Raw genomic sequence first — 26286 nt, forward strand, 5'->3', positions numbered from 1 at the left:
GGAGCGCGCTCGAAGTCAAGCGTCGCGCGGCGACCGATCGTCGGGGACGAACCAGACCGCCGACTCGGCGGGCAGCGTCAGCACCGCACTGTGCGGCCGGCCGTGCATCGGCACGTCCTCGGCGGTCACCATGCCCAGGTTCCCCACGCCGTGGCCGGCGTAGTCGACGGCCCCGGTGTTGAGGATCTCGCGCCAGCGGCCCCCGGCAGGCAGACCGATCCGGTAGCCGTACAGGTCACGTGGGGAGAAGTTGAAGACGCAGGCCACCACACCGTCGCCGGAGTCCCGGCGCAGGAAGCCGATCACCGTGTTCTCGATGTCGCCGGCGTCGAGCCAGTCGAAGCCGGCGGTCGCCGAATCCAGTTCGTGCAGTGCGGGCAACTCCCGATGCAGCCGGTTCAGGTCGGCCACCAGGTGCGCGATTCCGGCGTGCCGGGGCTCGGCGAGCAGATCCCACGCCGGGCCGTCGACGTCGGACCATTCGGTCTCCTGCCCGAACTCGCAGCCCATGAACAGGAGTTTCTTGCCGGGATGGGCCCACTGGTACGCCAGAAGCGCCCGCACGCCGGCGGCGCGATCGGAGTCGGCGGGCAGGCGGCTCCACAGCGTGCCCTTTCCGTGCACCACCTCGTCGTGACTGAGTGGCAGCACGAAGTGTTCGGCGGCGGCGTACGTCAGGGAGAACACGAGATGCTCCTGGGCGTGACGGCGCTCGTCGTGCGGACGGGACAGGAACGTCAGGACGTCGTTCATCCATCCGAGATTCCACTTGAAGTCGAAGCCCAGCCCGTCGAGCGACGTCGGTGCCGTCACACCGGGCCAGGCGGTGGATTCCTCGGCGATGCTGATGCTGCCCGGGCAGTGGGTGTGCAGGGTGTCGTTGAGGCGGCGGAGGAAGGCGACGGCCTCGTCGTTCTCGTGGGTGCCGCGGTCGTTGGGTCGCCACTGTCCGGGGCCGCGCGAATAGTCGAGATAGAGCATCGAGGCCACCGCGTCCACCCGGATCCCGTCCAGATGGAACTCGCTGCACCAGTACAGGGCGGAGGCGATCAGGAAGTCGGCGATCTCGTCGCGGCCCAGGTTGAAGGCGTAGGTGCCCCAGTCGGGCTGCTCGCGGCGCAGTGGATCGGCGTGCTCGTAGAGCGGGGTGCCGTCGAACCGCTCGAGGGCGTGCGCGTCCTTCGGGAAGTGGGCGGGCACCCAGTCCAGAAGCACCCCGATACCGCGCTGATGGAGCCGGTCGACGAAGTACCGGAAGTCGTCGGGGGTACCGAGGCGTGCGGTCGGCGCGAAATACGATCCGACCTGGTAACCCCACGAACCGCCGTACGGGTGCTCGGTGATCGGCAGCAATTGCACATGTGTGAAGCCGAGGCCGGCCGCGTGGTCGGCGAGCGGGTCGGCCAGTGCGCGGTAGCCTCCTCCTCTCCCTGAGCCCGTCGAAGGGCGCCAGGACGGTAGGTGCACCTCGTAGACGGCGAGCGGACCGGTCACCGGATCGACGGTCCCTCGCGCGGAGAGCCACTCGCCGTCACCCCACACGTACGACGATGCGGCGGCGATCACCGACGCGGTGTCCGGGGGGCACTCGGTGGACCGGGCGAGAGGATCGGCCTTGTCGCGGACCAGACCGTCCGCCCCGGTGATCCGGTACTTGTAGCGGTCGCCCGGTACCGCGTCCGGTACCACCGTCTCCCAGAGTCCGTCCGCACCCCGGGTCATCGGATACGCCTCCCCGGCCCAACCGTCGAAGTCGCCGACGACGGTCACCGCGCGGGCGTTCGGTGCCCACACCGTGAACCGGGTGCCGTCCGGGCCCGGGTGCGCGCCCTGGCGCTCCCAGAGGCTCACGGTTCGTCGTCCGGTGCGAGCCTGGTGAGTGCGGAACGGACCACGGCGGGATCGACGGTTCGCCAGAACGGCGGCAGTCCGGCCACCAGGTAGCCGCCGTAGCGTGCGGTCGCCAGTCGTGGATCGAGGACCGCGACCACGCCGCGGTCGCCGGTGGATCGCAGCAGCCGCCCGGCGCCCTGCGCCAGCAGCAGGGCCGCGTGGTTGGCGGAGACGGACAGGAAGCCGTTGCCGCCCCGGGAGTCGATGTCGCGCTGACGGGCCGACAGCAGGGGATCGTCGGGGCGCGGGAACGGGATCCGGTCGATCAGCACCAGGCTGAGCGACGACCCGGGGACGTCGACGCCCTGCCACAGCGAGAGCGTGCCGAACAGACAGGTCTTCTCGTCGGCGGCGAACTTCTCGATGAGCGTCGACGTCATCTCGTCGCCCTGGCACAGGATCGGAACATCGAGTCGCTCGCGCAGCGCCTCGGCGGCCTGCTTGGCGGCACGCATCGAGGAGAAGAGCCCGAGTGTGCGGCCGCCGGCGGCGGTGATGAGCTCGGTCATCTCGTCGAGGGTGGCGTCGGGCAGTCCGTCGCGGCCCGGCGGCGGCAGATGTTTGGCGACGTACAGGATCGCCGAGTTGGGGTAGTCGAACGGCGATCCGGCATCCAGACCCCGCCACCCGTTCGACGGGTCGGCGGAGTCCGAACCGTCGTCCGTCGGCAGGCCCCAGGTGCGGGCGAGGGCCTGGAAGTTCCCGCCCAGCGTGAGCGTCGCCGAGGTCAGGATGACGGTGGATTGGTCGAACAGTGACGACCGAAGGAGCCCGGACACCGACAGGGGCGCCACGTAGAGGCTGCGGCGGGTGGTGCCGTTGCGCAGACGGTCTTCGGCCAGCCAGACGACGTCACGGCGTTTGGCCGGATCGGGTTCGGCGAAGTGCTGAAGGATCCGCACGACGGTGTCGTGCAGGTTCTCGGTCGCGCTCACCGCCATCTGCCGGGCGGCGGCCGCATCCTGGTCGCCGCCCTTCTGGCCTCGTCCGCCGCCCGCTCCTGGGCCGCCGCCCGCTCCTTGAGCCTGTCGAAAGGAGTCCGACGACGGACGGATCTCGGTACGGGCGCTCCAGAGACGATCACGCAGGCTCGCCAGCACGTCGTCGGCACCGCCGGGCAGGCGCAGCCATTCCCCGGTGCGTGCCTCGTCGAGGAGTTCCTCGAGCTGGGTCGCCGCACCGGTGAGGGCGTCGGCGGTCTCCGGGTCGATCAGTCTGCCCGCCCGCCGCGTCACATAGTGCAGGCCGGCCGCCGACACCTCCTCGGTGGACACCGACGTGATCCGGTCGACGAGCTCGTGCGCCTCGTCGACCACCACCACCCGGTGTTCGGGAAGGATCGTCGCCGGACTCATCGCGTCGATGGCGAGCATCGCGTGGTTGGTCACCACCACGTCGGCGTCGCCGGCTTTGCGGCGCGCCGCCTCGGCGAAGCAGTCGTCGCTGTATTCGCAGGCGGCGGCGCCGAGGCATTCGCGGGACGTGACGCTGACCTGCCGCCACGACCGGTCGCCGACTCCCGGCGTCAGATCGTCGCGGTCGCCGGTCTCGGTCTCGGTGGCCCAGTCACGCAGACGGGTGATGTCGCGGCCCATCCGGGACACCTCGAAGGCGTCGAACAGCTCGGCGTCGGGTTCTTCGGCCGCACCGGCGTGGATCTTGTGCAGGCACAGATAGTTGGCGCGGCCCTTGAGGATCGCGAACGACGGCTCGCGGCGCAACGGCGCTGTCAGTGCCTGTGCCAGACGCGGCAGGTCGCGCTCGGTCAGCTGCCGCTGCAGCGCGATGGTCGCGGTGGACACGACCACCGTGTCGTCCTCGGTGACGGCGTGCCGGAGCGCCGGGACCAGATAGGCCAGCGACTTGCCGGTGCCGGTGCCGGCTTGGACGGCGAGGTGGTGATGATCGTCGATCGCCTCGGCGACGGCCTCGGCCATCACCACCTGTCCGTCGCGCCGGGTGCCGCCGAGCGCATCGACGGCGATCTGGAGGAGCGTGGCGACGTCGGGAACGTCACTCGATTCGGGGTCCGGGCTCACGCGGCCCGGTCTCACTCGGATTCGGCGGGCGAGCCGATGTACAGCAGATCGCCGTCGAGCTCGACACCCGCCTCGACGAGCTGGGCCCGGGCCTTCGCCCAGGTGTCCGGGGAGATGGCGGCGGTGTAGTTGAGCAGGATCCGTGTGGCGAAGCCGTCCTTCACGGCGTCCAGCGCCGTCGCCTTCACGCAGTAGTCGGTCGCGATGCCGACCACGTCGACGGCGGTCACGCCGTGGGCCTTCAGCCAGTCCTCCAGGGTGGTGCCGTCGGCGGTGTGGCCCTCGAACCCGGAGTAGGCGGCACTGTATTCGCCCTTGGAGAAGACGGCCTGCAGTCCGTCGGCGTTCAGCGCCGGGTGAAACGCGACGCCGTCGGTGTGGACGACGCAGTGCGGCGGCCAGGAATCGACGTAGTCGGGATGATCGGAGAAGTGGTCACCGGGATCGATGTGATAGTCGCGGGTACCCACGACCACCGCGTAGTCCTTCATCAGGCCGGTGATCGCCCCGGCCACCGCGGCGCCGCCCTGGACGCCGAGGGAACCACCCTCGCAGAAGTCGTTCTGGACGTCGACGACGATCAGGGCTCGGGTCGGATCGGGCTTGGTCATGGGGTCTCACTCATCGGATTCGTCGGGGCCGGTACTGTCGCGGCGGTCAGCGGGCCGTGGGTTCGTTCACGTAACGGGTGGTGATGGCCGGCTCGCCGTGACTGAGGCCGAGGCCCTCCCACGGCAGGGTCACCAGGCCGCGGGCGAGATGCTCGCGGGCGTCGTGCAGGTCGGGCAGGCCGGCGACGCGCTCGCCGCCGCGGACCAGCGGGATCTGCAGATCGGTCAGCACCTTGCCCTTGAGCCCGATCGAGTCGGGGTCGGGGCGCGGGGTGTCGGCCCAGTAGATGATCTCGTCGGTGATGGTGCCCGAGCCCCGGGCGGCGCGCACCGCCCGCTTCTCACCGCCGTGCGACTCCTTGTGGCTGGAACGCTTCGCGACCGGGATGCCGTCCACTTCGACGAGTTTGTAGACCATGCCGGCCGTCGGCGCACCGCTGCCGGTGACCAGGGAGGTGCCCACGCCGTAGCTGTCGACGGGTTCGGCGCGCAGCGACGCGATCGCGTATTCGTCCAGGTCGCCGGAGACCACGATCTTGGTGTTCGGATTGCCCAGCGAGTCGAGCTGTTCACGCACCTGACGGGCGATGACGCCGAGATCACCGGAGTCGATGCGCACCGCACCCAGTTCGGGGCCGGCCACCTCGACGGCGTTCTTCACACCCTGGGTGATGTCGTAGGTGTCGACCAGCAGGGTGGTGCCGACGCCGAGCCGATCGATCTGCGCGCGGAACGCGGCCTTCTCGTCGGAGCCGTCGGGGGTCGCGAACGAGAGCGTCCAGGCATGCGCCGCGGTGCCGCCGCTGGGCACGCCGTAGGTGCGGTGCGCCTCCAGATTGCTGGTCATGGTGAAGCCGGCGAGATAGGCGGCGCGCGAGGCGGCGACGGCGGCCTGCTCGTGCGTGCGGCGCGTCCCCATCTCGATGACGGTGCGACCGGCCGCCGCGCTCACCATGCGGGCTGCGGCCGAGGCGATCGCACTGTCGTGATTGAGGATGGACAGAGCCACCGTCTCCAGCACCACGGCCTCGGCGAAGCCGCCTTTGACGGTGAGGATGGGGGAGTTCGGGAAGTACAGCTCGCCTTCGCGATAGCCATCGATGTCGCCGGTGAAGCGGTAGTCGGCGAGCCAGGCGACGGTGTCCGGATCGAGGATCTCTTTCAGGACGGCCAGCTCGTCGTCACCGAACCGGAACTCGTCGAGTGCGTCGAGGAAGCGTTCGGTTCCGGCGACGACGCCGTAGCGGCGGCCGTCGGGAAGCCGGCGGGCGAAGAGTTCGAAGACGCACGTGCGGTCGGCGGTGCCGGCCTGCAGGGCGGCCGAGATCATGGTGAGTTCGTACTGATCGGTCAGCAGCGCGGTACTGGTCACATTCGCTAGCCTATAGGTCATGGCGCTCGAGGAAGCGGCTCCCGGTACCAGTACAGGCACCGCGGTGGCCGAACCGGAGTCCCAGACCGACCGCCCGTGGGTGACGATCGTCTGGGACGATCCGGTGAACCTGATGAACTACGTCTCGTACGTGTTCCAGAAGATCTTCGGTTATCCCGAGCCCAAGGCGAACGAACTGATGATGAAGGTCCACACCGAAGGCAAAGCCGTGGTGTCCTCCGGCGATCGCGACAAGGTGGAAGGCGACGTCCGCAAGCTGCACGCGGCGGGGCTCTGGGCGACGATGCAGCACGACGACTGATGAGAACGTGGAGCCGCAGGGGGAGCGGCGACGACCTCCGCATCTGCTCGAATCTGGAGAGCTACGAGTGTGCGCTGATCGCCTCGATGGTCAACTCCACCAGCGAGATGCTCACCGAGCGGGCCGGTTCGGCGCCCCGTGACGACCTCGCCGACCTGACCGGGATACGCACCGGGCACACGTCGGCACCCGATGACGTGACCCTCGGCCGGCTGCTGCCGGACTTCCACCGCCCCGACCAGGACGCCGTGCCCACGGCCGGGCCGGTCGCCGCCGACCTGAACGGCGGTCTCCGCAGCATCAACGAACCGAAGATCATCGACACCAAGCTGGCCGCCGCACGCGTCGTCCTGGACACGTTGCCCGCCGACGGCGGCGACGTCGCCCTCACCGCCGGGCAGGCCGACGAGTGGCTCACCGCGCTCAACGACGTCCGGCTGGCCTTGGGCGCCATGCTGGGGATCAGTGACGAACCGCTCCAGGTGGATCCGGACGATCCCCACGCCGGCCACTACGACGTGTACCAGTGGTTGACCGTGGTGCAGGAACTCCTCGTCGAGGCCTTGATGGGCTCGTCGTGACGGGTGTCGTCGGCAGCGGTGTCGTCGGCAGCGGAGTTCCGGCCCGGTCCGGCGACCGCATCACCGAGGTCGCCGGGATCACGGTCGGGCATGCGGGCAGGCTCGACGATCACGTGGTCGTGGGCACTCTGACCGAGCCGGGCAGCGGATGGGCCACCGGGACGACCGTGGTGTCGGTGCCGGACGGGGCGACCACCGCCGTCGACGTGCGCGGCGGCGGACCGGGCACCCGGGAGACCGATCTGCTCGATGCGTCCAACACCGTGCGCGGGGCGCACGCCATCGTGCTGACCGGCGGCAGCGCCTACGGGCTGGCCGCCGCCGACGGCGTGATGGGTGCGCTGGAGAAGCAGGGCCGTGGCCTGTTCATGGATCTGCTCGGCCACACGGTGCCGATCGTTCCGGCCGCCGTCGTCTACGACCTGCCCGTCGGCGGCTGGGAGAACCGTCCGGACGCGACCTTCGGCGCCGATGCGTACGCGGCGGCCGCCGCCGACTTCACGATCGGCACCGTGGGTGCCGGCACCGGCGCCCGCGCAGGAGCCCTCAAGGGCGGCGTCGGCACCGCGTCGGTGACCCTCGACGACGGACCCGCCCGCGGCCTGACCGTGGGCGCGGTGGTCGTCGCCAACCCGGTGGGCGCGGTGATCGATCCGGCCACCGGTCTGCCCTGGGGCGTGGAGGACCTCGCCCACTTCGGCCTGTCGACGCCGGATCCCGCCGAGATCGAGGCCTACGCGGCGCTGAACGCCAAAGGCACCGTCCTGAACACCACCATCGGTGTCGTCGCCACCGACGCGGCGCTGCCGGTCGCCTCGCTCAAGCGGCTGGCGATGGCCGGGCACGACGGGCTCGGGCGCGCGATCCGGCCGGCGCATTCGCCGATGGACGGCGACACCCTGTTCGCGGTGGCCACCGGTGCCACGCCGGCCGACCCGGATGCCGCCGTGCCGATGCCGCCCGGCATGGACCCGGACGCGCCCGTCGTGGCCGCGTTGTGCGAGCAGTCGGCGATCGTCGTGCAACGGGCCGTCGTGTCGGCGGTGCTGGCGGCGACCGGTGTCGCCGACGTGCCCGCCTACCGGGACGTGGTGCCGTCCGCTGTCGGCGGCTGAACCGATACCGGGCATACTGGCAAGCTGGTTCTTCAATGCTGGGAGGTGCGTCATCGACGCGGACGAGACGAAGCTCGCGCCCATCGGCATCTTCGATTCGGGTGTCGGCGGTCTGACGGTGGCGCGCGCCATCATCGACCAGCTGCCCGACGAGGACATCTTCTATATCGGCGACACCGCCAACGGTCCGTACGGGCCGCTGACGATCCCGGAGATCCGCAAGCACGCCCTCGCGATCGGCGACAAGCTGACCGAGCGCGGCGTCAAGGCGATCGTGATCGCCTGCAACACCGCGTCGGCGGCCTGTCTGCGCGACGCCCGCGAGCGGTACGCGCCCATTCCGGTGATCGAGGTCGTGCTGCCGGCGGTCCGGCGCGCGGTCGTGGCCACCAAGAACAACCGGATCGGTGTTCTGGGCACCGAGGCGACGGTGGCCTCGCGTGCCTACCAGGACGCGTTCGCCGCCGCGCCGGACCTGGAGATCACCGCCGCGGCCTGCCCCCGCTTCGTCGACTTCGTGGAGAAGGGCATCACCAGCGGCCGGCAGATCCTGGGTCTGGCCCAGGGGTACCTGGAGCCGTTGCAGGAGGCCGGCGTCGACACCGTCGTACTCGGCTGTACGCACTACCCGTTGCTCGCCGGCGTCATCCAGCTGGTGATGGGTGACGAGGTGACCCTCGTGTCGAGTGCCGAAGAGACGGCCAAGGACACCTTCCGGGTGCTCACCGAAACCGACACACTGCATCCCCATTCGGGGCGTGACGCGACCCGAATCTTCTCTGCCACAGGCGATCCCGAATCCTTCCGGAAACTGTCGACGAGATTCCTCGGTCCGAGCGTCGGCAACGTCGAACATCTGTGACGGTCCGTCCCGTCGTAACGGGACGGACACGCCGCGGGGGTTTCGCGACACGCCGATGCGGAGGCGTGGCACGATGGCAGCCATGCGACTGACGGTGCTGGGTTGTGCGGGGAGTGTGAACGGACCCGGTGCGGCGTGTTCGGGGTACCTCGTCCAGGCCGAAGGCTTCGATCCGGTCCTGATCGACTGCGGTCACGGCGTCTTCGGCGAACTGCTCGCCCACGCCGATCCGAACACCGTGTCGGTCCTGCTCTCGCACCTGCACGCCGACCACTGTGTCGACCTGGCGGCCATGCTCGTGTGGCGGCGCTGGGCACCGGAACCGGCCACCGGGCGTTCGCCGCTCGTCGGTCCGCCGGGCACCGCGGTGCGGATCGGTGCCGCCTCCTCGGAGTATCCCGGCGAGGTCGACGACATCAGCGACACCTACGACGTCCAGGAGTGGCAGGACCGCCGGAAGGTGGAACTGAACGGACTGGTCATCGAGCCGTTCAAGGTCAACCACCCGCCGTCGACGTTCGGCCTGCGGATCACCGGCCCGGACGGCGCCGTCCTCACCTACAGTGGCGACACCGGTGTCTGCGATGAGGTCGTGGAGCTGGCCCGCGACTCGGATCTGTTCCTGTGCGAGGCGTCCTGGACCCACGACCCGGAGAATCGTCCGCCGAACCTGCACTTGTCGGGCACCGAGGCCGGCCAGGTGGCGCAGAAGGCGGGAGTGCGGTCCCTCGGCCTGACACACATCGTGCCGTGGACCGACGCCGACGCGATCCTCGACGAGGCCCGCGCCGAGTACACCGGACCGCTGCAGCTGGTCCACCAAGGGCAGGTCATCGAGGTCCGGCCGCCGTTCCCCGGCTGACTCGTTTCGCGCCGGAAGGGTTCTGGACCGTCGGCCGAAATCGCTGTAACATTGTGTTACACGATAGAGGGGGAGTGATGACGGCCGCAGACAAGATGACCAGGGTGTCTGGTGAGTTGTACGCCGAGGCGGAAGCAGCCGCGGTCCCGGCGCACCGTTCGGCGCGCCAGCAGCTCGAAGTATTGGGCGCGGATCGGGCGGGCGATGGACGACATTTCGGATCGTTCGCGCAGCCGCATCGAGCATGCGCTGAAGGGCTCACTGCCATCGGAGTCTCTGACTGTGGAGGAAGCGGTGCTTTTCGACGCGGAAGTCGAGGCGCGGATCGAGGCTGCTCTCCCAGTCACCGATATGTCGCACAGCAGGCCCGAGCCGAACCCCGGGTATGCGCGTGGTCCGGATGGGAGTCTTGTCTACACGCTTCCTGACGGCCGGACTGTCACGGTGTCTACCGTCGAACCGTGAGCAACCCGCGACTCGACTTGGTGGTCGGAAGCAATGGCGCAGGTAAGTCGACGTTGATCCGGCAGATTCTGCAGGAAGTGATCCCAGGTTCGGCCCTGGTGAACGCTGATGACATCGCCGGCACCTTGTTTCCTGGCGACCCGGAGGGGCGGTCGTACGAGGCTGCGCGGATCGCCGAGGCGCTGCGCCGTCAGTTCGTCGACACTGGAGTCTCGTTCATTGCGGAGACCGTGTTCTCGCACGAGTCGAAGCTCGACCTGATCACCAATGCCAAGGACGCAGGTTTCCGCGTGTTCGTGCGAGCCGTTGTCATCCCTGAGGACCTGACAGTTCAGCGAGTCGCTAAACGCGTCGCCGCCGGCGGGCACTCGGTTCCCGAGAACAAGATTCGCGGACGGTACCAGCGTCTCTGGCCGCTGGTTGCCCGTGCGATCACGATGGCCGACGCTGCGATGATCTACGACAACACCCTCGACGAGATGGTGCAGGTTGCGCGCTTCGACCATGGACTGCTCCGTCGAGCGACGTCGGTACCCGATTGGCTGCCTCCGCCGCTGCGCCAATTACTCGAATGACGACGCTCCACATGGGCCGACCTACTCCGGAGCCAGGGAAGTGAGCGCGTCGACGCGGTACCAGACATTGTCGGCGACGTAGTGGAGAGTGCCTCCCCAGGCTGCCACCATGCCCGGCGTGAGGGCTGCGCCATTCGGCATGGTGACGATCGACATCTCCTCGCTTCCGTCTGACTTGCGAAGGAAGAGCGAGTCGCGATCGGGTCCAGGCCCACTGAAGAAGGCGATCTGCTCTCCGGCTGCGATGAGAAAACCGGCTTTGTGTCGGTCGTCGTGGATTGGTGGAGCCTGACCTTCTGGGCCGACGCAGTCGATGTTCCAGTCGGGATAGGAGAAGTACCAGTACCGTTCACCGTCGGTCGCGGACATATAGACCTCGCAGATGTCGGTATCGGACTTCTCGCGATCGTGGCGGCCGACGACGCGCAGATTCTCATCGAAAATGGTCATTCCCGTGTAGCCGGCCGTGAACCTGCCGTACCCGCTGTCCTCTGCCACGGACTCTGTGGGGACTATTGAGTCTTCAACGAACTCCATGTCGCCGTGCGCATTGCGCTCCCAGATCCCCGCGAGACCGCGCTGTGGCGCTTCGTCGAAGTACGGAACCCAGATCTGGCCAGCGGAACCGACGGACGCCTCCAAACATGCATCACCGAGACTGCCCGAGGCGATGACGTGCCCGGAGGTATCGATCACCCACGCAGAGTCCGGGGTGTGAGCGGTTCGTGCTCGTTGGGCGGGAGTGAGCGTTCGGTCCACCTCCGGCGTGACCCGTGCTTGGTATCTGAGCCAGTTCCCGGAGGGCAGCGGCATCACGTAGTCGACGGAGTGCTGGAAGAGGGAAATATCGAGGGTTTCCGAGCGGCCATCGGGTGACTCTGCGGAAGTGGTCTGTTTCCCGTCACCGCGCCAGTCGATCAAGAGCCGACCGTCCCAGGCGGTGTTGACGCCGGCGATCTCGGCCCCGACGAAAGGTTCGACCAGCCTTCTCACTGATTCGAGTGGCCGCAGCGGATACTCCTGTGCGGCAACGAGTTCCTCAACCAATTGTTGGGTTCGCTGAGCGGCTTCCGCCTTCTCGCGGAGACTTTCGTCGGTGTCGGGCATATGGGTGAGCACCTGGTTCCAGACGTCGTCGCTGAAGTGGACGTCTTGTGGCTTCGGGATCTCCGGTGGCGGCGGCGGATATTCAGTCATGGCCACAGACTGCACCCCGGGTACGACAGGGTGTGCGGTCCCGGTCAGCCGATTCCGTCGAGAAGCGTGGCGAGCGGCACGTCGAGTGCACGACTGAGGGAGAGCAGTGTGCCGAGGCGCGGGTTCGCGGGTGACTTCTTCTGGCGGTCGCTCAGTCCGCTCTCGAGCAGCTGTACATGGTTGTTGCTGATCTTCGCCCTGTGAGCGAGTGCCTCTTGGCTCAGCCCGCGCGCCACTCTGAGCTGGGCGATGTGCCGTCCAAGCTGCTGGGCAAGCAACTCTTCGGCACCGGAATCTGACACCAATCAAGGGTCTTGCCGAGACGCTGTCAGAACCACCATGTATACATGGGAAAACCTGGTTTACATGGGAAGGCTGTTAGTGGCAGACGCGCAGATCACGAACCCCGTGATCAATTCGCCGTACGAGCCGCCGAGCAGGCACTTCGTCATCGGTGATGACGGACATCCACGCGATGAGACGGCACCTGGACGTCGCCCGAGCCAGTCGTTCATTCCGATCGCTCCCGAGCGCAAGGCGAAGGGGAAGGCGGCACAGCAGACACTCGACTTCGGTACCGGGGAGCGGATCGAGGAGAACACGCTCATCAACAGCATTCGGCGCGATGTCGCCAAATGGCGGATGAGCGGTCACTACGACGGCGTGACACCGATCAGCCGGAAGCTGCTGCAGCATTGGGCAGATCCGAGTCGCGACAACCGGGTGCTGTTCTGTCAGCGTGAGGCGGTCGAGACCGCGATCTTCTTGGCCGAGGTGGCGGGCCGGCATGGTTACACGGATTGGCGTCGTCGCCTGGATCCGGTGAACGACGAATACAACAGCGGTCTGCCCCGTATCGCGATGAAGATGGCGACGGGTTCCGGAAAGACCGTCGTGATGGCGATGCTGATCGCCTGGCAGACGCTCAACAAGGTTCAGACGCCACGAGATGCGCGGTTCACGACGAAGTTCCTTGTCGTCACGCCCGGCATCACTATCCGGGACCGGCTGCGGGTACTGCAGCCGAGCGATCCCGGAAATTACTACAAGCTCCGCGACCTGATTCCGGCTGATCTTGAAGGCATGCTCGATCGCGCCCAGGTGGTGGTGACGAACTATCACGCATTTCTGCCACGTGAGGCGAAGGAGTTCAAGGGCGTCGCGGCCAACACGAAGAAGCTTCTTCGTCCCGGGGAGTCCGCGGCGGTGTTCAAGGAGTCCGAGGAGCAGGTCGTCGCGCGGGTCCTTCGCGATTTCGGCAGCGCGAAGGGTGAGGTCGTGGTCCTGAACGACGAGGCTCACCACTGTTATCAGGACAAGGTGATGACATCGAGTGAGGTCACCAAGGAAGAGGCCGAGGCGAACGTCGAAGCACGCGTCTGGTTCAAGGGCGTTCTGGCTGTGGCGAAACGGGTGGGCGTCAAGCAGGTTTTCGATCTGTCGGCGACGCCGTACTTCTTGAGCGGCTCGGGACATCACCAGGGGACACTGTTCGGCTGGACCGTCAGTGACTTCTCCCTGATGGACGCCATCGAGTCGGGGATCGTGAAGATTCCCCGGACACCGGTCGATGACGATGCTGCCGGCGACCAGGTGTCGTACCTGCACCTGTGGGACCAGATCGGTGACAAGCTGCCCAAACGTAAGGGGCTCAAGCTCACACTCGATCAGTGGCCGCTCCCGGAGGTGCTCGAAGGTGCGTTGCAGAGCCTGTACAGCAGCTATCAGAAGAGCTACGACCACTGGCAGCGTGAACTGGCACCGTTCGGAGAGACTCCGCCGGTATTCATCGTCGTCTGTCCGAACACCTCGGTGTCGAAGCTCGTCTTCGAATGGATCGGCGGGTGGGAGGCCGAGCGTGATGGGATGGTCGTGCCGCAACCGGGGCGACTGGCGCTCTTCGACAACTACCCCGGGGGTCGTGCCTTGGCTCGGCCGCGGACGATCCTCGTCGATTCCGCACAGCTGGAATCCGGGGAAGGTTTGAAGGACGACTTCAAGAAGGTGGCTGGACCAGAGATCGCCGCTTTCAAGGCGCAGTACAGGATCGACCATCCCGGCGCAGACGTCGACAAGATCACCGACGAAGAGATTCTTCGCGAGGTGATGAACACGGTCGGCAAGCCGGGCATGCTCGGTGCCGATGTCCGGTGCGTCGTGAGCGTCGCCATGCTGACCGAGGGATGGGACGCGAACACCGTCAGCCACATTCTGGGTGTCCGCGCTTTCGGGTCGCAGCTCCTGTGCGAGCAGGTGGTCGGCCGTGGGTTGAGGCGCCGTTCGTACGTCGTCGACGACGATGGACTGTTCGCTCCGGAGTATGCGAACGTCTACGGAATCCCGTTCTCCTTTATTCCGACGGACACCCCGACGACTGATCCCAAACCGCCGCAGCCGACGCTGCATGTGCATGCGGTGCCGGGTCGGGAAGACCTGGAAATTCAGTTTCCATGGGTCGACGGCTATCGACTCGAACTGCCGGACCCGGAGCTCCACTTCGAGGTGTCGGGTGCCGAGAAGTTCGTGATCGGCGCAAGCGAGGTGCCCACCTGGACGGTGTCGGCCGGTGTGGTCGGAGTGCCGGAACGCGATGAGATGGGCGACCGAACTGCGGTCCGGGACAAGGAGATCGCATTCGCTCTCGCAAAGGATCTGTTGGAGAACCACTACCAGAGTGTCGATGATCGGCGGCCTTGGCTGTTCCCGCAGCTGGTGGACATCGCGGCGAAGTGGCTGCGAGAGTGCGTGGTCGAGGAGGATGGCCGCACGGCCGCGGCGTTGCTCTCGCTCAGTGAGCTTCGTGCGAGGGCCTGCGAGCAGATCGTCAACCTGATCAGCACCTATCCGGGCAGCCCGCGAGCCCGAGTCCGTGTGCTGCTGCGCGCCTTCGACCCGGTGGGTACGTCGGCAGATGTCTCCTTCTTCACTCGGAAGGCGGCGATTGAGGCCGAGAAGTCTCAGGTCAGCCATTGCGTCTTGGACGGCCAGGGCGGCAACACCTGGGAGCAGATCATGGCCCAGCAATGCGAGCTCAACGGTCGCGTTGCGGCGTGGGTGAAGAACGACCATCTCGGCTTCGAGATCCCGTACGTCCACAACGGCCGGAGTCACGCCTACGTGCCCGATTTCATCCTGCGGCTCGCGAAGGCCGACGACGATGTCGACCGACATCTGATCGTCGAGGTGTCCGGCGGTCAGAAGAGCCCCGGCCCCACCAAGGAGAAGGCGGAGACGGCTCGGAACCGATGGTGCCAGGGCGTCAACAACCGTGGCGGATTCGGGATCTGGGACTACATCGAGATCACCGATCCGACGACTGTGCCGAGAGTCCTGAACGACGCGATCGACCGCCTCTATCGGGGGTTGCTCAGTGGAGACCCCGACCGCCTCGACTCCCTGGAGTCCCTCATCGGAGGAGATCTGTAAGTGGCTCGCACCAAGAAGCCGGCCGGCCCGACACCGGTCGAGGCCATCGATCACAGGGAGACCCGCACCAACATTCCGACAGCTGACGCCGCGGTCTACGTCGACGAATCCGAGCAGCCCGAACCGGTCAGGTACCCGCGAGACCCGGCGCTGGACCCCCAACTCGTCTGGCGGGGTAAGGACGAGCTCGACGGCGAGGACCTGGTGGTGGACGCACCGCCGATCTACATCCAGGAGAAGGTCGATCCGCGGGTTCTGATCGAGAACCTACGGCGAACCGCTGAGAAGCCGGAGGACGAGCCGGAGCTCGCGCTCTTCGACGACTTCGACGGCCTCGATGAACTCTCGCAGGTGGAGTTCTATCAGCATCAGGCGCACTGGTCGAGCCGGATGATTCTTGGCGACTCGCTGCAGGTCATGGCGTCGCTTGCGGAACGTGAGTCGCTGCGTGGCAAGGTGCAGATGGTCTACATCGACCCGCCGTACGGCATCAAATTCAACTCGAACTGGCAGGTGTCGACACGGAAGCGGGATGTCAAGGACGGCAAGCTTGACCATGCTGCTCGGGAGGCCGAGCAGATCAAGGCGTTCCGCGACACCTGGGCAGATGGAATCCACACTTACCTGACGTACTTGCGAGACAGATTGGTCGCAGCCCGGGACTTGTTGACTGAAAGTGGCTCGTGCTTCGTTCAGATCGGCGACGAGAACGTCCACGTTGTGCGAAGTCTGCTGGATGAAGTCTTTGGGCCGGAGAACTGGATCACGACCTTTGCTGTGACGAAGACAAGTAGCTCGACATCCGATTTCCCGGGTGGCACCGCCGACTACATCCACTGGTACGCGCGTGATCGCGAGAGTGTGAAGTTTCGCGATCTGTACCGCCCAAAAGACTTCGGCGGAGCGGGCGCTTCAATGTACACACGAGTTGAACTCGCAGATGGAAGTCGGCGACCGCTCACGAAGGTTGAGCTTGCGACTGGGAGCCCTCCTGTCGGAGGTAGGCCCTTCCGCCACGACAACCTGACCAGCCAGTCGATGGGTCGGGACAAGGGTGAGGGTGCGGCGTCCTGGTTTCCGGTTCACCTGGACGGAAGGACTTATACGCCGGGAAACTCGCGCTGGAAGACGAATGCGGAAGGAATGTCACGGCTGCTCGCAGCCGGGCGAGTTGCGCCGGGTAAGGACCGTCCTGCCTATGTCCGTTTCCTTGATGACTTCCCAGTCTTTCCGTACACCGAGATCTGGTCGGATATCGGGGGAGCTAGGGACAAATCCTATGTCGTCGAGACGGCGCCAGTCCTCGTGCAGCGGTGCATGCTTATGTGCACTGATCCGGGGGACATGGTGCTTGATCCAACGTGTGGATCCGGAACTACTGCGTTTGTTGCGGAACAGTGGGGCCGTCGATGGATCACGATCGACACGTCCCGAGTCGCTCTCGCGCTGGCCCGTCAACGAATCATGGGCGCCCGATACCCCTACTACCTGATGGCGGACACGCCCGCCGGCAAGGCGAAAGAAGCTGAGCTCTCGGGCGTCGCCGCCGACCCGAACCTGCCCACCACCGGCGATATTCGGCACGGCTTCGTCTACGAGCGGGTGCAGCACATCACGCTGAAGTCGATCGCAAATAATCCCGACATCGTCGAGGGGATGAGTCGCGACGAGATCGACGCGGCGATCAAACGGCACGCCGACTTCGAGAACCTGTACGACAAGCCCTATGAGGACAAGAGCAAGGTTCGCGTGACCGGACCGTTCACGGTTGAGAGTCTGTCGCCACACCGCTCGATCCGCTTCGAGCCGGACGAGACGGAGTCGGATCGCGAATCGATTCGCGATAGCCATGTGGTTGATGCCGACGGTGAAGGTTTCGAGCGGTCGATTCTCGACAACCTCGCTCAGGCCGGTATCCAGAACGGTAAGCGGTCGGAACGGATCGAGTTCGCGGCGATCAGCGACCACGCCGGCGAGTACGTCCAGGCGATCGGCGAGTCCACCCCGGACGAGAACGGCATCGTGACCAATGTTGCGCTCGCGCTGGGTCCCCAATACGGAACCGTCAGTCCAGCGTTCATCAAGTCTGCGGCCAAGGAGGCACTCGCCAACCCGGACGTCGGCCTTCTCTGTGTACTGGCATTCGCGTTCGATCCGCTGGCCACGACCGCGACCACGGAAGACGGGATGACGATCGATGCGTCATCCGAAGGATTCGCCGAGGTCGCGGGGGAGCGGAAGCTCGGTCGGCTCCCGGTTCTCCTGGTGCGGATGAACTCTGACCTTCTGATGGGCGAGGAACTGAAGAAGACCGGTGCCGGCAACCTGTTCACCGTCTTCGGCGAACCGGACATCGACATCCGTGAAGAAGGCGACCAGCTCGTCGTCGATCTTCGAGGTGTCGACGTCTACGACCCGACCACCGGGACGGTGCGCAGTGCGGACACGGATCAGATCGCGATGTGGATGATCGACACCGACTACGACGGCGAGTCCTTCTTCGTCCGGCACTGCTACTTCACGGGTGGCAACGACCCCTACAAGAAGCTGAAAACGGCTCTCAAGGCCGACATCGACACGGACGCTTGGGCCACCCTGTACCGGACCGAGTCTCGCCCGTTCGCGCGTCCCGACAGCGGGCGTATCGCGGTCAAGGTGATCAACGATTACGGCGACGAAGTGATGAAGGTGTTCGATGTTCAAGCGTAAGAAGCGTCCAGAGGTCCGAACCGGCGACATCACTGTTGACGACCTCCGCAGTCTGGTGAAGGAACTGCCCGCCGCGCAGCCGATCACCGACGAGTACGAGGCGCGTACGGCAGACCTGCGGAGAGGCTTCAGCGGTCGGCAGAAGGAACACCTCCTCGGTTGGCTCGATGAGTACAACACCTCGGGTGCGTATGGCCGCAAGAATCCCTCGACCAGTGGCAAGGCGTTCTACAACCACTTCCGCTGTGAGCCGGGCCTGCTATGGCTGGCTGAAGCACTCGGTGAAGATGCGGGCGTGCTGCGCGCCGCAGTTCGGCGCGTGGAGGAGAACGGGCCGAATCCGTCGAGTGAATGTGGGGCGTTCCGCCGCGACGTGCCGTGGGCCCGGATCGTCGAGCTCATCGAGCGTCGGGTGGTGGCGGCCGGTTAGTGAAGGGACGGGGCCGATGAGGTCGGCGCGCAGTCCGCTGCCGGTCACACCGTTATCCATTCGGCTTGACTGATCTCTGTCTACGCGGTCGACTGACGTGATGAGCCACTACACCGTGCACGTGACCCGAGACGGAGGTTGGTGGATGATCCACGTTCCCGCGCTCGATGAATACAACGCCGGCCGCTGGCCCGGGCAGGCGCTCACCCAGGCTCGTCGGTTCGCCGAGATCGAGCGTGAGGCGATCGACTACATCTGCACCGTCACCGACAGTGCCCCCGGTGACGTCGCAATCTCGGTGGTGTGACCGCACGCGACATCGGGGAGGTGTTGGGTGTGACCTATCAGCGTGCGGCACAGCTGGTCGGCTCGTAGGCACTGACGCCTCGATGGAGGCACTCAGTCCGGCTGCTTGCGGACGGTCAGCGACTGCGCGAGCACCCCGACGGGGCCGTGCTCGTCGTGCACCACGGAACTGGTCAGGCCGAGACCCCCGGCACCGAAGTCCTGACGGGTGTCCAAACCCATCCACCGGCCGGCCGGCTGACGGAACAAATGCAGGGTGAGGTCCACGTTCGGGAACATCCACACGTTCGGGTCCTGCCGCCAGGAGATGCCGTTGGCGCAGTCCAGGAACTTCGCCCACTCGCCGAGCGCCGTCGATTCCTCGCCGGCGACCAGGTCGACGTCAGAGGTCACCCACACCTTGGCGCGACCCGGCCGTGTGTCGTCGGACTGTGTGGCGTCCACACTGTCGATCAGTTCGCCCGGCCAGCGCTTGATCCACGACTCCCGTGTGAACGATCCGGGAGGCGGGAAGGGTTCGACGGCATCACCGGCCGCCTCGGTGGTGTCCGAGCTCTGCAGCAGCCAGCCGCGCGCGAGGATCACCGAACGACCGTCGATGACGGCGGTCGCCTGCACCAGCTCGATGGTGCGCCCCGGGCGCAGGACGTCGACGCTCAGTGTGATGCGGTCGCGCAGGATCATGCCCAGAACGTCCAGACTCAGCCGGCTGAACACCATGCCCGGGGCATTCGCCAGACGCCACCGTTCGAGGTGATCGATGACGAGTCCGGCGACCGGCGCCAGGTGCAGATCGTTGTCGTACCAGGCGCCGCCGGCGTGCTCGGTGGGGACGAAGGCGTCGTCGCCGTCGCGGGTGAAATAGCTCTGGGTCACGCCGTCCATGATGCGAACGTAATCCGTCGCCACCCGATCGGAGTGCGCGGGTGTGCACACGGCCCGGGACCGATAGGGTTCAGGTGTGACGACACGTGCAGACGGCCGCGCCGACGATCAGCTCCGGCCCATCAAGTTCACCCGCGGATTCACCTCCAACCCGGCGGGCTCGGTCCTCGTCGAGTTCGGCAACACCCGCGTCATGTGCACCGCCTCGGTGACCGAGGGTGTGCCCCGCTGGCGCAAAGGCTCCGGCCTGGGCTGGCTGACCGCCGAATACGCCATGCTTCCCGGCGCCACCCACGAGCGCATGAGTCGTGAGTCGGTGCGCGGCAAGGTCGGCGGCCGCACCCACGAGATCAGCCGCCTCATCGGCCGTTCGCTGCGCGCCTGCATCGATCTCGCCGCACTCGGTGAGAACACCATCGCCATCGACTGCGACGTCCTGCAGGCCGACGGCGGCACCCGGACCGCGGCCATCACCGGCGCCTACATCGCGCTGGCCGACGCCGTCACCTGGCTGGGAGCGGCCGGCAAGCTCGCCGACCCGCAGCCGCTGTCCTGCGTCATCGCGGCGGTCAGCGTGGGCGTCGTCGACGGCCGGGTGCGACTGGATCTGCCCTACGAGGAGGATTCGCGCGCCGAGGTCGACATGAACGTCGTCGCCACCGACGCAGGCACCTTCGTCGAGGTGCAGGGCACCGGTGAGGGCGCCACCTTCCCCCGGGGCACCCTGGACAAGCTGCTGGACGTCGCGCTCCAGGGCATCGACGAACTGGTCGCCGCCCAGCGGAAGGCGCTCGCCGAACCGTACCCGGGCGGACTGCCCACGCCCGAAGAGAAGTAGCCGTGGCGGACGCGCAGCGCGTCGTGCTGCTGGCCAGCAACAACGCGAAGAAGCTCGCCGAGCTGCGGCGCGTCGTGGAGGCGGCAGGCATCACCGGACTGACCGTGCTGGGTCTCGGCGACGTCGCCGCCTACCCCGAACCGGTGGAGAGCGGAGCGACCTTCGAGGAGAACGCGCTCATCAAGGCGCGTGCCGCGGTCGCCGCGACCGGACTGCCGTCGCTGGCCGACGATTCCGGGCTGGCCGTCGACGCGCTCAACGGCATGCCGGGTGTGCTCTCGGCCCGCTGGAGCGGCGGCAAAGGCGACGAGGCCAACAACGACTTGCTGCTCGCGCAGTTGACGGATGTTCCCGAGGAGCGTCGCGGTGCCGGCTTCGTGTCAGTGTGCGCGCTGGTGACCCCGGAGGGCGAGCAGGCGGTCGCCCACGGCGAATGGCGCGGCCGGATCCTCGCCGAGCGGCGCGGCGCGAACGGGTTCGGCTACGACCCGCTGTTCCTTCCGGACGACGAGGTGGCTGCCGGACGCACGTCAGCCGAGTTGTCGGCGCAGGAGAAGGACGCGCTCAGTCATCGGGGCAAGGCGCTCGCCATGCTGGTGCCGGCGCTGCACGCCCTGGCCGAGCAGGACTGACGCCGCCACCGAGTGGCGCTCACGGGCACGCCGAGGGCGATCTTCCCTCGGAGGCGGCCAGGTCGCCACCTTCTGGCAGTGTCGGTGGCGGCCCGATCAGCTGAGGCCGATCTGCGCCTTCACGTCCTTGGTGCGGACGTGCTCCATCCAGAACGACACGAACGGGATGGTGCCGGCGATCAGCGTGACCACGGTCTTGCCGAGCGGCCACCGCACCTTCATCGCCAGGTCGATGGTCATCAGCAGGTACAGGAAGTAGATGGCGCCGTGCACCGGCCCGACCCACACGAGGCTGTCGTTGTCGAAGCCGTACTTGAGGATCATCTCCAGCACCAGGACCAGTAGCCGGATGCCGGTGATCCAGGCGAGCACGCGGTAGCGGGTCAGCGAACTCTTGATCGACTCGATCGACGCGGTGACGGCCTTGTCGCCGGTGGTGGTGGGTTCGGTCTCGGTCACTTGGTGTCCTTCGCGGTCGTCGCGGCGTTGTCGGGGGTGGGCTTGTCGAGCCCTGCCAGGTACCTGTTGTACTCGGCCAGTTCGGGGTCGTCGTCGGCGGTGGAGAGCGCGGCGACCGTCGGGTCGTCGGCGGTCGGCCGGTCGGGGAGCAGTCCGGCGGGGATCTCGGTGGGGCCGCTCGACGGGCGGACCGCCTTGCGGGCCTCCTCCGGGTCGGCCTCCATCGTGACGAACCGGCGGTACGCCCACACGAAGGCGACGGCGAAGAGCGGCCACTGCAGCGCATAGCCCAGGTTCTGCGCGGTGCCGGACGCCGACTCGTACCGGTCCCACTGCCACCAGCCCATCAGCAGGCAGATGACGGCGGCCACCAGAACGAGCACGATCAGCGCCGGCCGATGGCGGCGCGTGCGGCGTTCGGGGCTCTTCTCCACGCCTTCGACGGTACCCGGCCCGCCGGGACGGCCCGCATCCCGCGGGCCGTCAGGCACCCGGGTTCTGGTTCTGCGGGGTCGTGCCGCCGTCGTGATCGCTGTCGGCACCGCCGTCCAGCGGACGCAGCGGTGGCCGGGTGGAGGGCGTCGTGGTCGAGTCCGTGTCGCCGGCATCGGGTTCCCCCGACTCGGGGCTCGACGGATCCTCGGTCGAGCTCGGTGGAGTGATCGGCGGCTTCGGGTCCAGGAACTCGGTGAGGTCGTCGTCATCGGTGGTGGTGGGGACGTCGACGGTGTTGGGCTCCACCGGCGGCGGCAGTGCCGGCTGCGGCACGACGGCGGTGGGTGCGACCGTCGGCGTCACGACCGTGCAGTCGTCGATGCCTCACAGACTATTCACCAGCGCCCAATGGACACCGGGCGCGGTCTCCCAGGCGCCGTCGGCCTTGGTGATGACGGTCGCGACATCGCGATCGATCCGGATGGTGTGTTCGTGGGTGCCGGCCATGTCGCGCCCGGACGTCGGCCCGTACAGCTGTTCCGCCTGCCGGGCGAGCTCGGCCACCGACGCCTGCGCCTGGCAGCGCGGCGTGTAGAACGCCGACGTCTTGGCCCACGCGCGGCGGGCCACGAAGGTACGGAGATCGGACAGCCGCGCGCGGCGGGCCTGCTCGCTCCCGGCCGGGTAGGAACGGCTGGCGCTCACCACACGATCGGAGTCGACCGGGGTGGCGTGGGAGCCGCAGGCGGTCGCCCCGGCCGTCACCAGGCCGAGTGCGGCGGTCGAAGCCACGAGTCGTCGCATGCGCCCGACCCTACCGAGGACGGCGCGCGATGAACAGTGCGCGAGAGGGGACTCGAACCCCTACACCCGTGAGGGCACTGGGACCTAAACCCAGCGCGTCTGCCAATTCCGCCACTCGCGCGTCAGCGCCCAGGCTACCGTCCCGTCGTGGCCCGCCCGGTGGCTGTCGGCGTCGACCTCTTCTGGGCCGGCTTCTGCGTCGTGGTCGGCTTCCGCTTCGTCTTCTGCTTCCGCGTCGTCTTCTCGGCCTGCGCCTTCTCGGTCTTCGCCTTCTCGACGGCCTCGTCGTGCTTCTCCGGCGCCACACGGTTCGCCTCGGCGCCCAATCCGGTCCCGGTCGTGTCGTCCTCGCGAAAGCACATCGACCGCACGACGTTGTGGAACGTCACGAGCCCGTAGGTGAGCGGCAGTCCCAGGATCATGCCGATCGGCCGGATCGGATTGAGCATGCCGATGGTCCCTTCGGTGCCGGGAACCACGCGCACCGGCTCGACCAGCAGTGCGCCGACCGTCGTGAACAGGTAGAGAGCGAAGTAGTACGAGTAGTAGGCGGCGGTGAGGGACTTCGTGACGGTCAGGTCGTACGCGCTGACGGTTTCCGAGAGATCGTCGCCCTGCCCGATGTTGTGTCCGAGCCCGATCGCGATGTCGAGCGGTGCACCGCCGACGTACGGGATCAGTGAACCGACGAAGGAGGCGATGGTCTCGGCGGTGCTGAAGTCGGCGGGATCGGCCGGAATCAGATTGTGCGGCACGGGTGTGCGTTTCATCTGCCGCAGCACGGTGGTCGCTTCGATGTCGATCCGCCGCTTGGCCGCCGCATTCGGCGCGGTCGCCTTGGCGTAGTCGGCGGTGCGCCGCAGGATCCGGCCGAGTGACTGATCGCCGATCGGTGCGCAGGTGTCGGCGTCCGCGAGAGCCAGCTGATCGGCGGCGCCCTGCAGGAGCGGGTGGATCGGGATGTCGAACCGGACGCGATCGCTGGGCCTGCCGGCCTGCGCCTTCTGCTCGTCGGTCACCCGCGCCACGCACTGGTTGAGTACCGCACTGCTGGTGCCCTGATAGAGGTACTGCAGGGCCAGCTGACTGCCGGTCAGCGCGAGACTGATCAGCACGTTGTGCGTCACATAGCTCTCGGCCGCCGCCAGCGGGGTGTCGGTGAACGGGCTGCCCAGGCCGGGCAGGAACGCGGTGCCGGCCTTCAGCGGCGCCAGAACGCCGACGAACGTGTACAGCCATGCGGACTCGACGGCCTGGCTGAGGGTGATGTTGGCGACCGGGATGGCCTCGTCCTGCTTGCCGTCGCGGATCTTGAGGAGGTTCTCGACCACCAACTGGGAGATCGGCGACCGGTACGACGGGTCGTCGCCGTCGGCTCCCCGCGTGTACGGGTGGCTCGAGACGGCGAGCGTGGAGACGTGGACGTTGCGCATCCACCGCTGCACGTCGCGCCGGTTCTTCGCCAGGGCGGCCTGTGCGGACGCGGGCAGGCTCGGCGCCAGTTGTTCGACGATCGAGTCGTAGACCACCGACAGTGTGGTGAACTCGGCGCTGACACAGGTCGTGTCCTTGCCCTCGTTCTCGTGGAGTGGAGGCAGCAGCGACCGGGTCGATTCGCCGATCCGCTTCTGCCGCTCGGGGTACGTCTCGGCGGGCGTCTTCGTGCGGGTCTTCGGAGGCGTCTTCTTCGCCACGTGCGCGGCCCGCGGACTGCTGTGCGCGGTCACGACGTCCGCCGCGCGGGCATCCGGTACCGCGGCCTGGGCGACGAACGCGCCCAGCAGTCCGATGGTCGTGAAGCGCAGTGCCAGACGCTTGTTGTATCCGCCGTCGTTCGATGACCGCATTGTCGTATTCGCTCCAGTTACCCCGACGTTCCTGAACGAGAACTAAGGATATCCTATGAACATTGCGGAGAGTCAAGCCCAGGGGCGCCGCGTGGTCCCCGGTAATCTCGGACCCGTGAACAGCCTGCCTCTGACCTCGGACGACGTGATCGATCGACTCGGCACGGCTCTGACCGGCGCCGGATTCACCGGTGACGGGATCGGGGAACTGCTCGGAGAACGCGCGAGCACGGCGTTGGCGGCCGGAACGTGGTGGCCGGCATTGCGCGCGACGCGGCAGGCACCGGCCGACCAGCAGGCTCTGGCGGTGCTCGTCCGGTTGTTCGTCCTGGGCGGTACCGAGACGGACCACGACGTCGCGGCCGCGCTACCGGGAATCACCGTCGACGAACTCGTCGACCAGGGAGTGGTGACGCGCACCGAGGACGGCGTCCGCGCTCTGCTCGACATCCGGCCGCACGGAGCGGACGACCACGACTATCTCGTGATCTCGGACCAGGATTCGCTCCTGCATCCCGGAACGGTCAGCCATGAGCACGTCCTCGGAGTCGGGGCCGCGTCACTGTCACTCGCGCATGCCGTGATCCGCACGCCGTTTCGGCGGGCGCTGGACATCGGCACCGGCTGTGGCATCCAATCGCTGCACCTGAGCACCCACTGCGACGAGGTGGTCGCCACCGACACCAACCCGCGGGCCCTGGCCTTGGCCTCCGCGACCGCCCGGCTCAACGGCCTGGCCTGGGACCTGCGGGAAGGCAGTCTCTTCGCGCCGGTCGCCGGCGAACGATTCGATCTGATCGTCGCCAATCCGCCGTTCGTCGTGGGCAGCGGCGCCCAGGACTACATCTACCGCGATTCGGGAATCGAGGGCGACGGCGTCAGCCGGCAGCTGATCGAGCAGATGGCCGATCATCTCGAACCCGGTGGGATCGCCCAACTGCTCGCGAACTGGATCGTGCGCGATCCCGAACGGTGGGACGAGCGCATCCGGGGATGGGTCGAGGGCACCGGTCTGGACGCCTGGGTGGTGCAGCGCGAACTCGCCGACCCCGTCTCGTACGTGTCGCTCTGGACGGCCGACGCGGGGGAGAACCTGCGCGCCACGGCCGATCGGGCCACCGCCTGGCTGGACTGGTTCGAGCGCGAGAAGATCGCCGGTATCGGAATGGGACTGGTCACTCTGCGTAAGCCGGAGACGCGCAGCGGCGAGCCCGACGTGGTGATCGAGGAGATCCTCGACGCCGGACAGGAGGTCACCGGCTTCGAAGCCCAGGCCTACTGGGCACGCCGCGACTATCTGGCCGCGATGAGCGACGAGGAACTGCTCGCCGCCCGGCTGACCACGGCACCGGTCTTCCTCGAGACCCAATCGCTGCCGGGTCCGGACGGCTGGCAGCAGGTGGCCGCATTGGTCACGCGCCCCGGAGGCCCCGGTGCGGTGCTGCCGGTCGACGAGGTGATGACCGCACTTCTCGCCGGCAGCCGCGGTGTGCTGCCGCTGTCGGTGCTCGTCGGACTCCTGGCCGACGTTCACGACGTCGACCCGGATGCGCTCGCGGAGGCGGCACTCCCGGTGATTCGGGAGGCCGTCGGCCGCGGGATCCTTTACGAGGCCGAGTAG

General features: G+C 67.2%; 25 protein-coding genes and 1 tRNA gene. 13 read left to right on the forward strand and 13 right to left on the reverse strand.

The features are described 5' to 3' along the window. Window positions 1-15: 15 nt before the first annotated feature. The 4 genes from glgB to QM774_RS02180 are packed head-to-tail and all read right to left on the reverse strand — an operon-like array spanning window position 16 to window position 5936. Window positions 16-1851, reverse strand: coding sequence for a 1,4-alpha-glucan branching protein GlgB (gene glgB / locus QM774_RS02165; RefSeq protein ID WP_414974325.1), 1836 nt, complete (start codon window positions 1849-1851; stop codon window positions 16-18). Further along, window positions 1848-3932, reverse strand: coding sequence for an ATP-dependent DNA helicase (locus QM774_RS02170; RefSeq protein WP_414974326.1), 2085 nt, complete (start codon window positions 3930-3932; stop codon window positions 1848-1850). The genes glgB and QM774_RS02170 overlap by 4 nt, the downstream gene beginning before the upstream one ends. Before the next feature lie 11 nt (window positions 3933-3943). Then, a complete protein-coding gene (locus tag QM774_RS02175; RefSeq protein ID WP_414974327.1) occupies window positions 3944-4543 on the reverse strand; it encodes an isochorismatase family protein in 600 nt (199 codons plus the stop codon). A gap of 46 nt (window positions 4544-4589) precedes the next feature. Beyond that, a complete protein-coding gene (locus QM774_RS02180) occupies window positions 4590-5936 on the reverse strand; it encodes a nicotinate phosphoribosyltransferase (protein WP_414974328.1) in 1347 nt (448 codons plus the stop codon). On the opposite strand from QM774_RS02180, the gene clpS reads away from it, so the two are divergent. From clpS to QM774_RS02210, 6 genes are all read left to right on the forward strand, one after another. After that, the gene (gene clpS, locus QM774_RS02185; protein WP_414974329.1) at window positions 5935-6237 is read left to right on the forward strand and encodes an ATP-dependent Clp protease adapter ClpS; all 303 of its coding nucleotides are present in this window, start codon (window positions 5935-5937) and stop codon (window positions 6235-6237) included. The two genes, QM774_RS02180 and clpS, sit on opposite strands and share 2 nt — an antisense overlap. Beyond that, entirely contained in the window at window positions 6237-6818 is a 582-nt protein-coding gene (locus QM774_RS02190; protein ID WP_414974330.1) for a DUF2017 domain-containing protein, read from the forward strand. The genes clpS and QM774_RS02190 overlap by 1 nt, the downstream gene beginning before the upstream one ends. Beyond that, entirely contained in the window at window positions 6815-7933 is a 1119-nt protein-coding gene (locus QM774_RS02195) for a P1 family peptidase (RefSeq protein ID WP_414974331.1), read from the forward strand. The genes QM774_RS02190 and QM774_RS02195 overlap by 4 nt, the downstream gene beginning before the upstream one ends. Before the next feature lie 52 nt (window positions 7934-7985). Further along, window positions 7986-8795, forward strand: coding sequence for a glutamate racemase (gene murI / locus QM774_RS02200; RefSeq protein WP_414976563.1), 810 nt, complete (start codon window positions 7986-7988; stop codon window positions 8793-8795). 82 nt (window positions 8796-8877) lie between these two features. Continuing rightward, window positions 8878-9657, forward strand: coding sequence for a cyclic nucleotide-degrading phosphodiesterase (locus tag QM774_RS02205; RefSeq protein WP_414976564.1), 780 nt, complete (start codon window positions 8878-8880; stop codon window positions 9655-9657). Between the two features lie 461 nt (window positions 9658-10118). Further along, window positions 10119-10697, forward strand: a complete 579-nt coding sequence (locus QM774_RS02210; protein ID WP_414974332.1) for a zeta toxin family protein — start codon at window positions 10119-10121, stop codon at window positions 10695-10697. Between the two features lie 21 nt (window positions 10698-10718). On the opposite strand, the gene QM774_RS02215 is transcribed toward QM774_RS02210, so the two are convergent. Next, entirely contained in the window at window positions 10719-11894 is a 1176-nt protein-coding gene (locus QM774_RS02215) for a hypothetical protein (protein WP_414974333.1), read from the reverse strand. Between the two features lie 44 nt (window positions 11895-11938). After that, the gene (locus tag QM774_RS02220; RefSeq protein WP_414974334.1) at window positions 11939-12196 is read right to left on the reverse strand and encodes a helix-turn-helix domain-containing protein; all 258 of its coding nucleotides are present in this window, start codon (window positions 12194-12196) and stop codon (window positions 11939-11941) included. A gap of 79 nt (window positions 12197-12275) precedes the next feature. Between QM774_RS02220 and QM774_RS02225 the strand changes: the two genes are divergently transcribed. The 4 genes from QM774_RS02225 (at window position 12276) to QM774_RS02240 (ending at window position 18766) form a co-directional block, all read left to right on the forward strand. Then, window positions 12276-15320, forward strand: coding sequence for a BPTD_3080 family restriction endonuclease (locus QM774_RS02225; protein WP_414974335.1), 3045 nt, complete (start codon window positions 12276-12278; stop codon window positions 15318-15320). Continuing rightward, window positions 15321-18029 carry a site-specific DNA-methyltransferase gene (locus QM774_RS02230; protein ID WP_414974336.1) on the forward strand — a complete coding sequence of 903 codons (2709 nt, stop codon included), beginning with the start codon at window positions 15321-15323 and terminating at the stop codon, window positions 18027-18029. Then, the gene (locus QM774_RS02235; RefSeq protein ID WP_414974337.1) at window positions 18016-18459 is read left to right on the forward strand and encodes a hypothetical protein; all 444 of its coding nucleotides are present in this window, start codon (window positions 18016-18018) and stop codon (window positions 18457-18459) included. Before QM774_RS02230 ends, QM774_RS02235 begins: the two co-directional genes overlap by 14 nt. A gap of 100 nt (window positions 18460-18559) precedes the next feature. Next, on the forward strand, window positions 18560-18766 hold the full coding sequence (locus QM774_RS02240) for a hypothetical protein (protein WP_414974338.1): 207 nt from the start codon (window positions 18560-18562) through the stop codon (window positions 18764-18766). A gap of 92 nt (window positions 18767-18858) precedes the next feature. On the opposite strand, the gene QM774_RS02245 is transcribed toward QM774_RS02240, so the two are convergent. Beyond that, window positions 18859-19650 carry a thioesterase family protein gene (locus tag QM774_RS02245; protein ID WP_414974339.1) on the reverse strand — a complete coding sequence of 264 codons (792 nt, stop codon included), beginning with the start codon at window positions 19648-19650 and terminating at the stop codon, window positions 18859-18861. A 76-nt stretch (window positions 19651-19726) separates the two neighbouring features. Here QM774_RS02245 and rph point away from each other — a divergent pair, with 76 nt between their 5' ends. Continuing rightward, the gene (gene rph, locus QM774_RS02250) at window positions 19727-20488 is read left to right on the forward strand and encodes a ribonuclease PH (protein ID WP_414974340.1); all 762 of its coding nucleotides are present in this window, start codon (window positions 19727-19729) and stop codon (window positions 20486-20488) included. Window positions 20489-20490: 2 nt separating this feature from the next. Continuing rightward, on the forward strand, window positions 20491-21120 hold the full coding sequence (rdgB, locus tag QM774_RS02255; RefSeq protein WP_414974341.1) for an RdgB/HAM1 family non-canonical purine NTP pyrophosphatase: 630 nt from the start codon (window positions 20491-20493) through the stop codon (window positions 21118-21120). A 96-nt stretch (window positions 21121-21216) separates the two neighbouring features. Here the strand turns inward: rdgB and QM774_RS02260 are convergent, their stop codons facing one another. From QM774_RS02260 to QM774_RS02285, 6 genes are all read right to left on the reverse strand, one after another. Continuing rightward, entirely contained in the window at window positions 21217-21579 is a 363-nt protein-coding gene (locus QM774_RS02260; RefSeq protein ID WP_414974342.1) for a DUF3817 domain-containing protein, read from the reverse strand. Beyond that, window positions 21576-22013 carry a transcriptional regulator gene (locus QM774_RS02265; RefSeq protein ID WP_414974343.1) on the reverse strand — a complete coding sequence of 146 codons (438 nt, stop codon included), beginning with the start codon at window positions 22011-22013 and terminating at the stop codon, window positions 21576-21578. Before QM774_RS02265 ends, QM774_RS02260 begins: the two co-directional genes overlap by 4 nt. 49 nt (window positions 22014-22062) lie before the next feature. Further along, window positions 22063-22377, reverse strand: coding sequence for a hypothetical protein (locus tag QM774_RS02270; protein WP_414974344.1), 315 nt, complete (start codon window positions 22375-22377; stop codon window positions 22063-22065). A 21-nt stretch (window positions 22378-22398) separates the two neighbouring features. After that, complete coding sequence (locus tag QM774_RS02275; RefSeq protein WP_414974345.1) at window positions 22399-22818, reverse strand: hypothetical protein; 420 nt, start codon at window positions 22816-22818, stop codon at window positions 22399-22401. A gap of 37 nt (window positions 22819-22855) precedes the next feature. Continuing rightward, window positions 22856-22939: transfer RNA gene (locus QM774_RS02280), tRNA-Leu, on the reverse strand. 13 nt (window positions 22940-22952) lie between these two features. After that, window positions 22953-24665: a hypothetical protein gene (locus QM774_RS02285; RefSeq protein WP_414974346.1), complete on the reverse strand. Its 1713-nt coding sequence runs from the start codon at window positions 24663-24665 to the stop codon at window positions 22953-22955. 55 nt (window positions 24666-24720) lie between these two features. Here QM774_RS02285 and QM774_RS02290 point away from each other — a divergent pair, with 55 nt between their 5' ends. Beyond that, a complete protein-coding gene (locus QM774_RS02290; protein WP_414974347.1) occupies window positions 24721-26286 on the forward strand; it encodes a methyltransferase in 1566 nt (521 codons plus the stop codon).

It is taken from the genome of Gordonia sp. (in: high G+C Gram-positive bacteria), assembly GCF_047600565.1.
Taxonomy (GTDB): domain Bacteria; phylum Actinomycetota; class Actinomycetes; order Mycobacteriales; family Mycobacteriaceae; genus Gordonia.

Bases quoted from the DNA above. Each gene is read 5' to 3' on its own strand.
- clpS (WP_414974329.1), top strand. From the start codon at position 5,935: ATGGCGCTCGAGGAAGCGGCTCCCGGTACCAGTACAGGCACCGCGGTG.
- QM774_RS02175 (WP_414974327.1), bottom strand. From the start codon at position 4,543: ATGACCAAGCCCGATCCGACCCGAGCCCTGATCGTCGTCGACGTCCAG.
- QM774_RS02240 (WP_414974338.1), top strand. From the start codon at position 18,560: ATGAGCCACTACACCGTGCACGTGACCCGAGACGGAGGTTGGTGGATG.
- QM774_RS02205 (WP_414976564.1), top strand. From the start codon at position 8,878: ATGCGACTGACGGTGCTGGGTTGTGCGGGGAGTGTGAACGGACCCGGT.
- QM774_RS02290 (WP_414974347.1), top strand. From the start codon at position 24,721: ATGAACATTGCGGAGAGTCAAGCCCAGGGGCGCCGCGTGGTCCCCGGT.
- QM774_RS02275 (WP_414974345.1), bottom strand. From the start codon at position 22,818: ATGCGACGACTCGTGGCTTCGACCGCCGCACTCGGCCTGGTGACGGCC.
- QM774_RS02215 (WP_414974333.1), bottom strand. From the start codon at position 11,894: ATGACTGAATATCCGCCGCCGCCACCGGAGATCCCGAAGCCACAAGAC.
- QM774_RS02285 (WP_414974346.1), bottom strand. From the start codon at position 24,665: ATGCGGTCATCGAACGACGGCGGATACAACAAGCGTCTGGCACTGCGC.
- QM774_RS02180 (WP_414974328.1), bottom strand. From the start codon at position 5,936: ATGACCTATAGGCTAGCGAATGTGACCAGTACCGCGCTGCTGACCGAT.
- QM774_RS02235 (WP_414974337.1), top strand. From the start codon at position 18,016: ATGTTCAAGCGTAAGAAGCGTCCAGAGGTCCGAACCGGCGACATCACT.
- QM774_RS02245 (WP_414974339.1), bottom strand. From the start codon at position 19,650: ATGGACGGCGTGACCCAGAGCTATTTCACCCGCGACGGCGACGACGCC.
- QM774_RS02190 (WP_414974330.1), top strand. From the start codon at position 6,237: ATGAGAACGTGGAGCCGCAGGGGGAGCGGCGACGACCTCCGCATCTGC.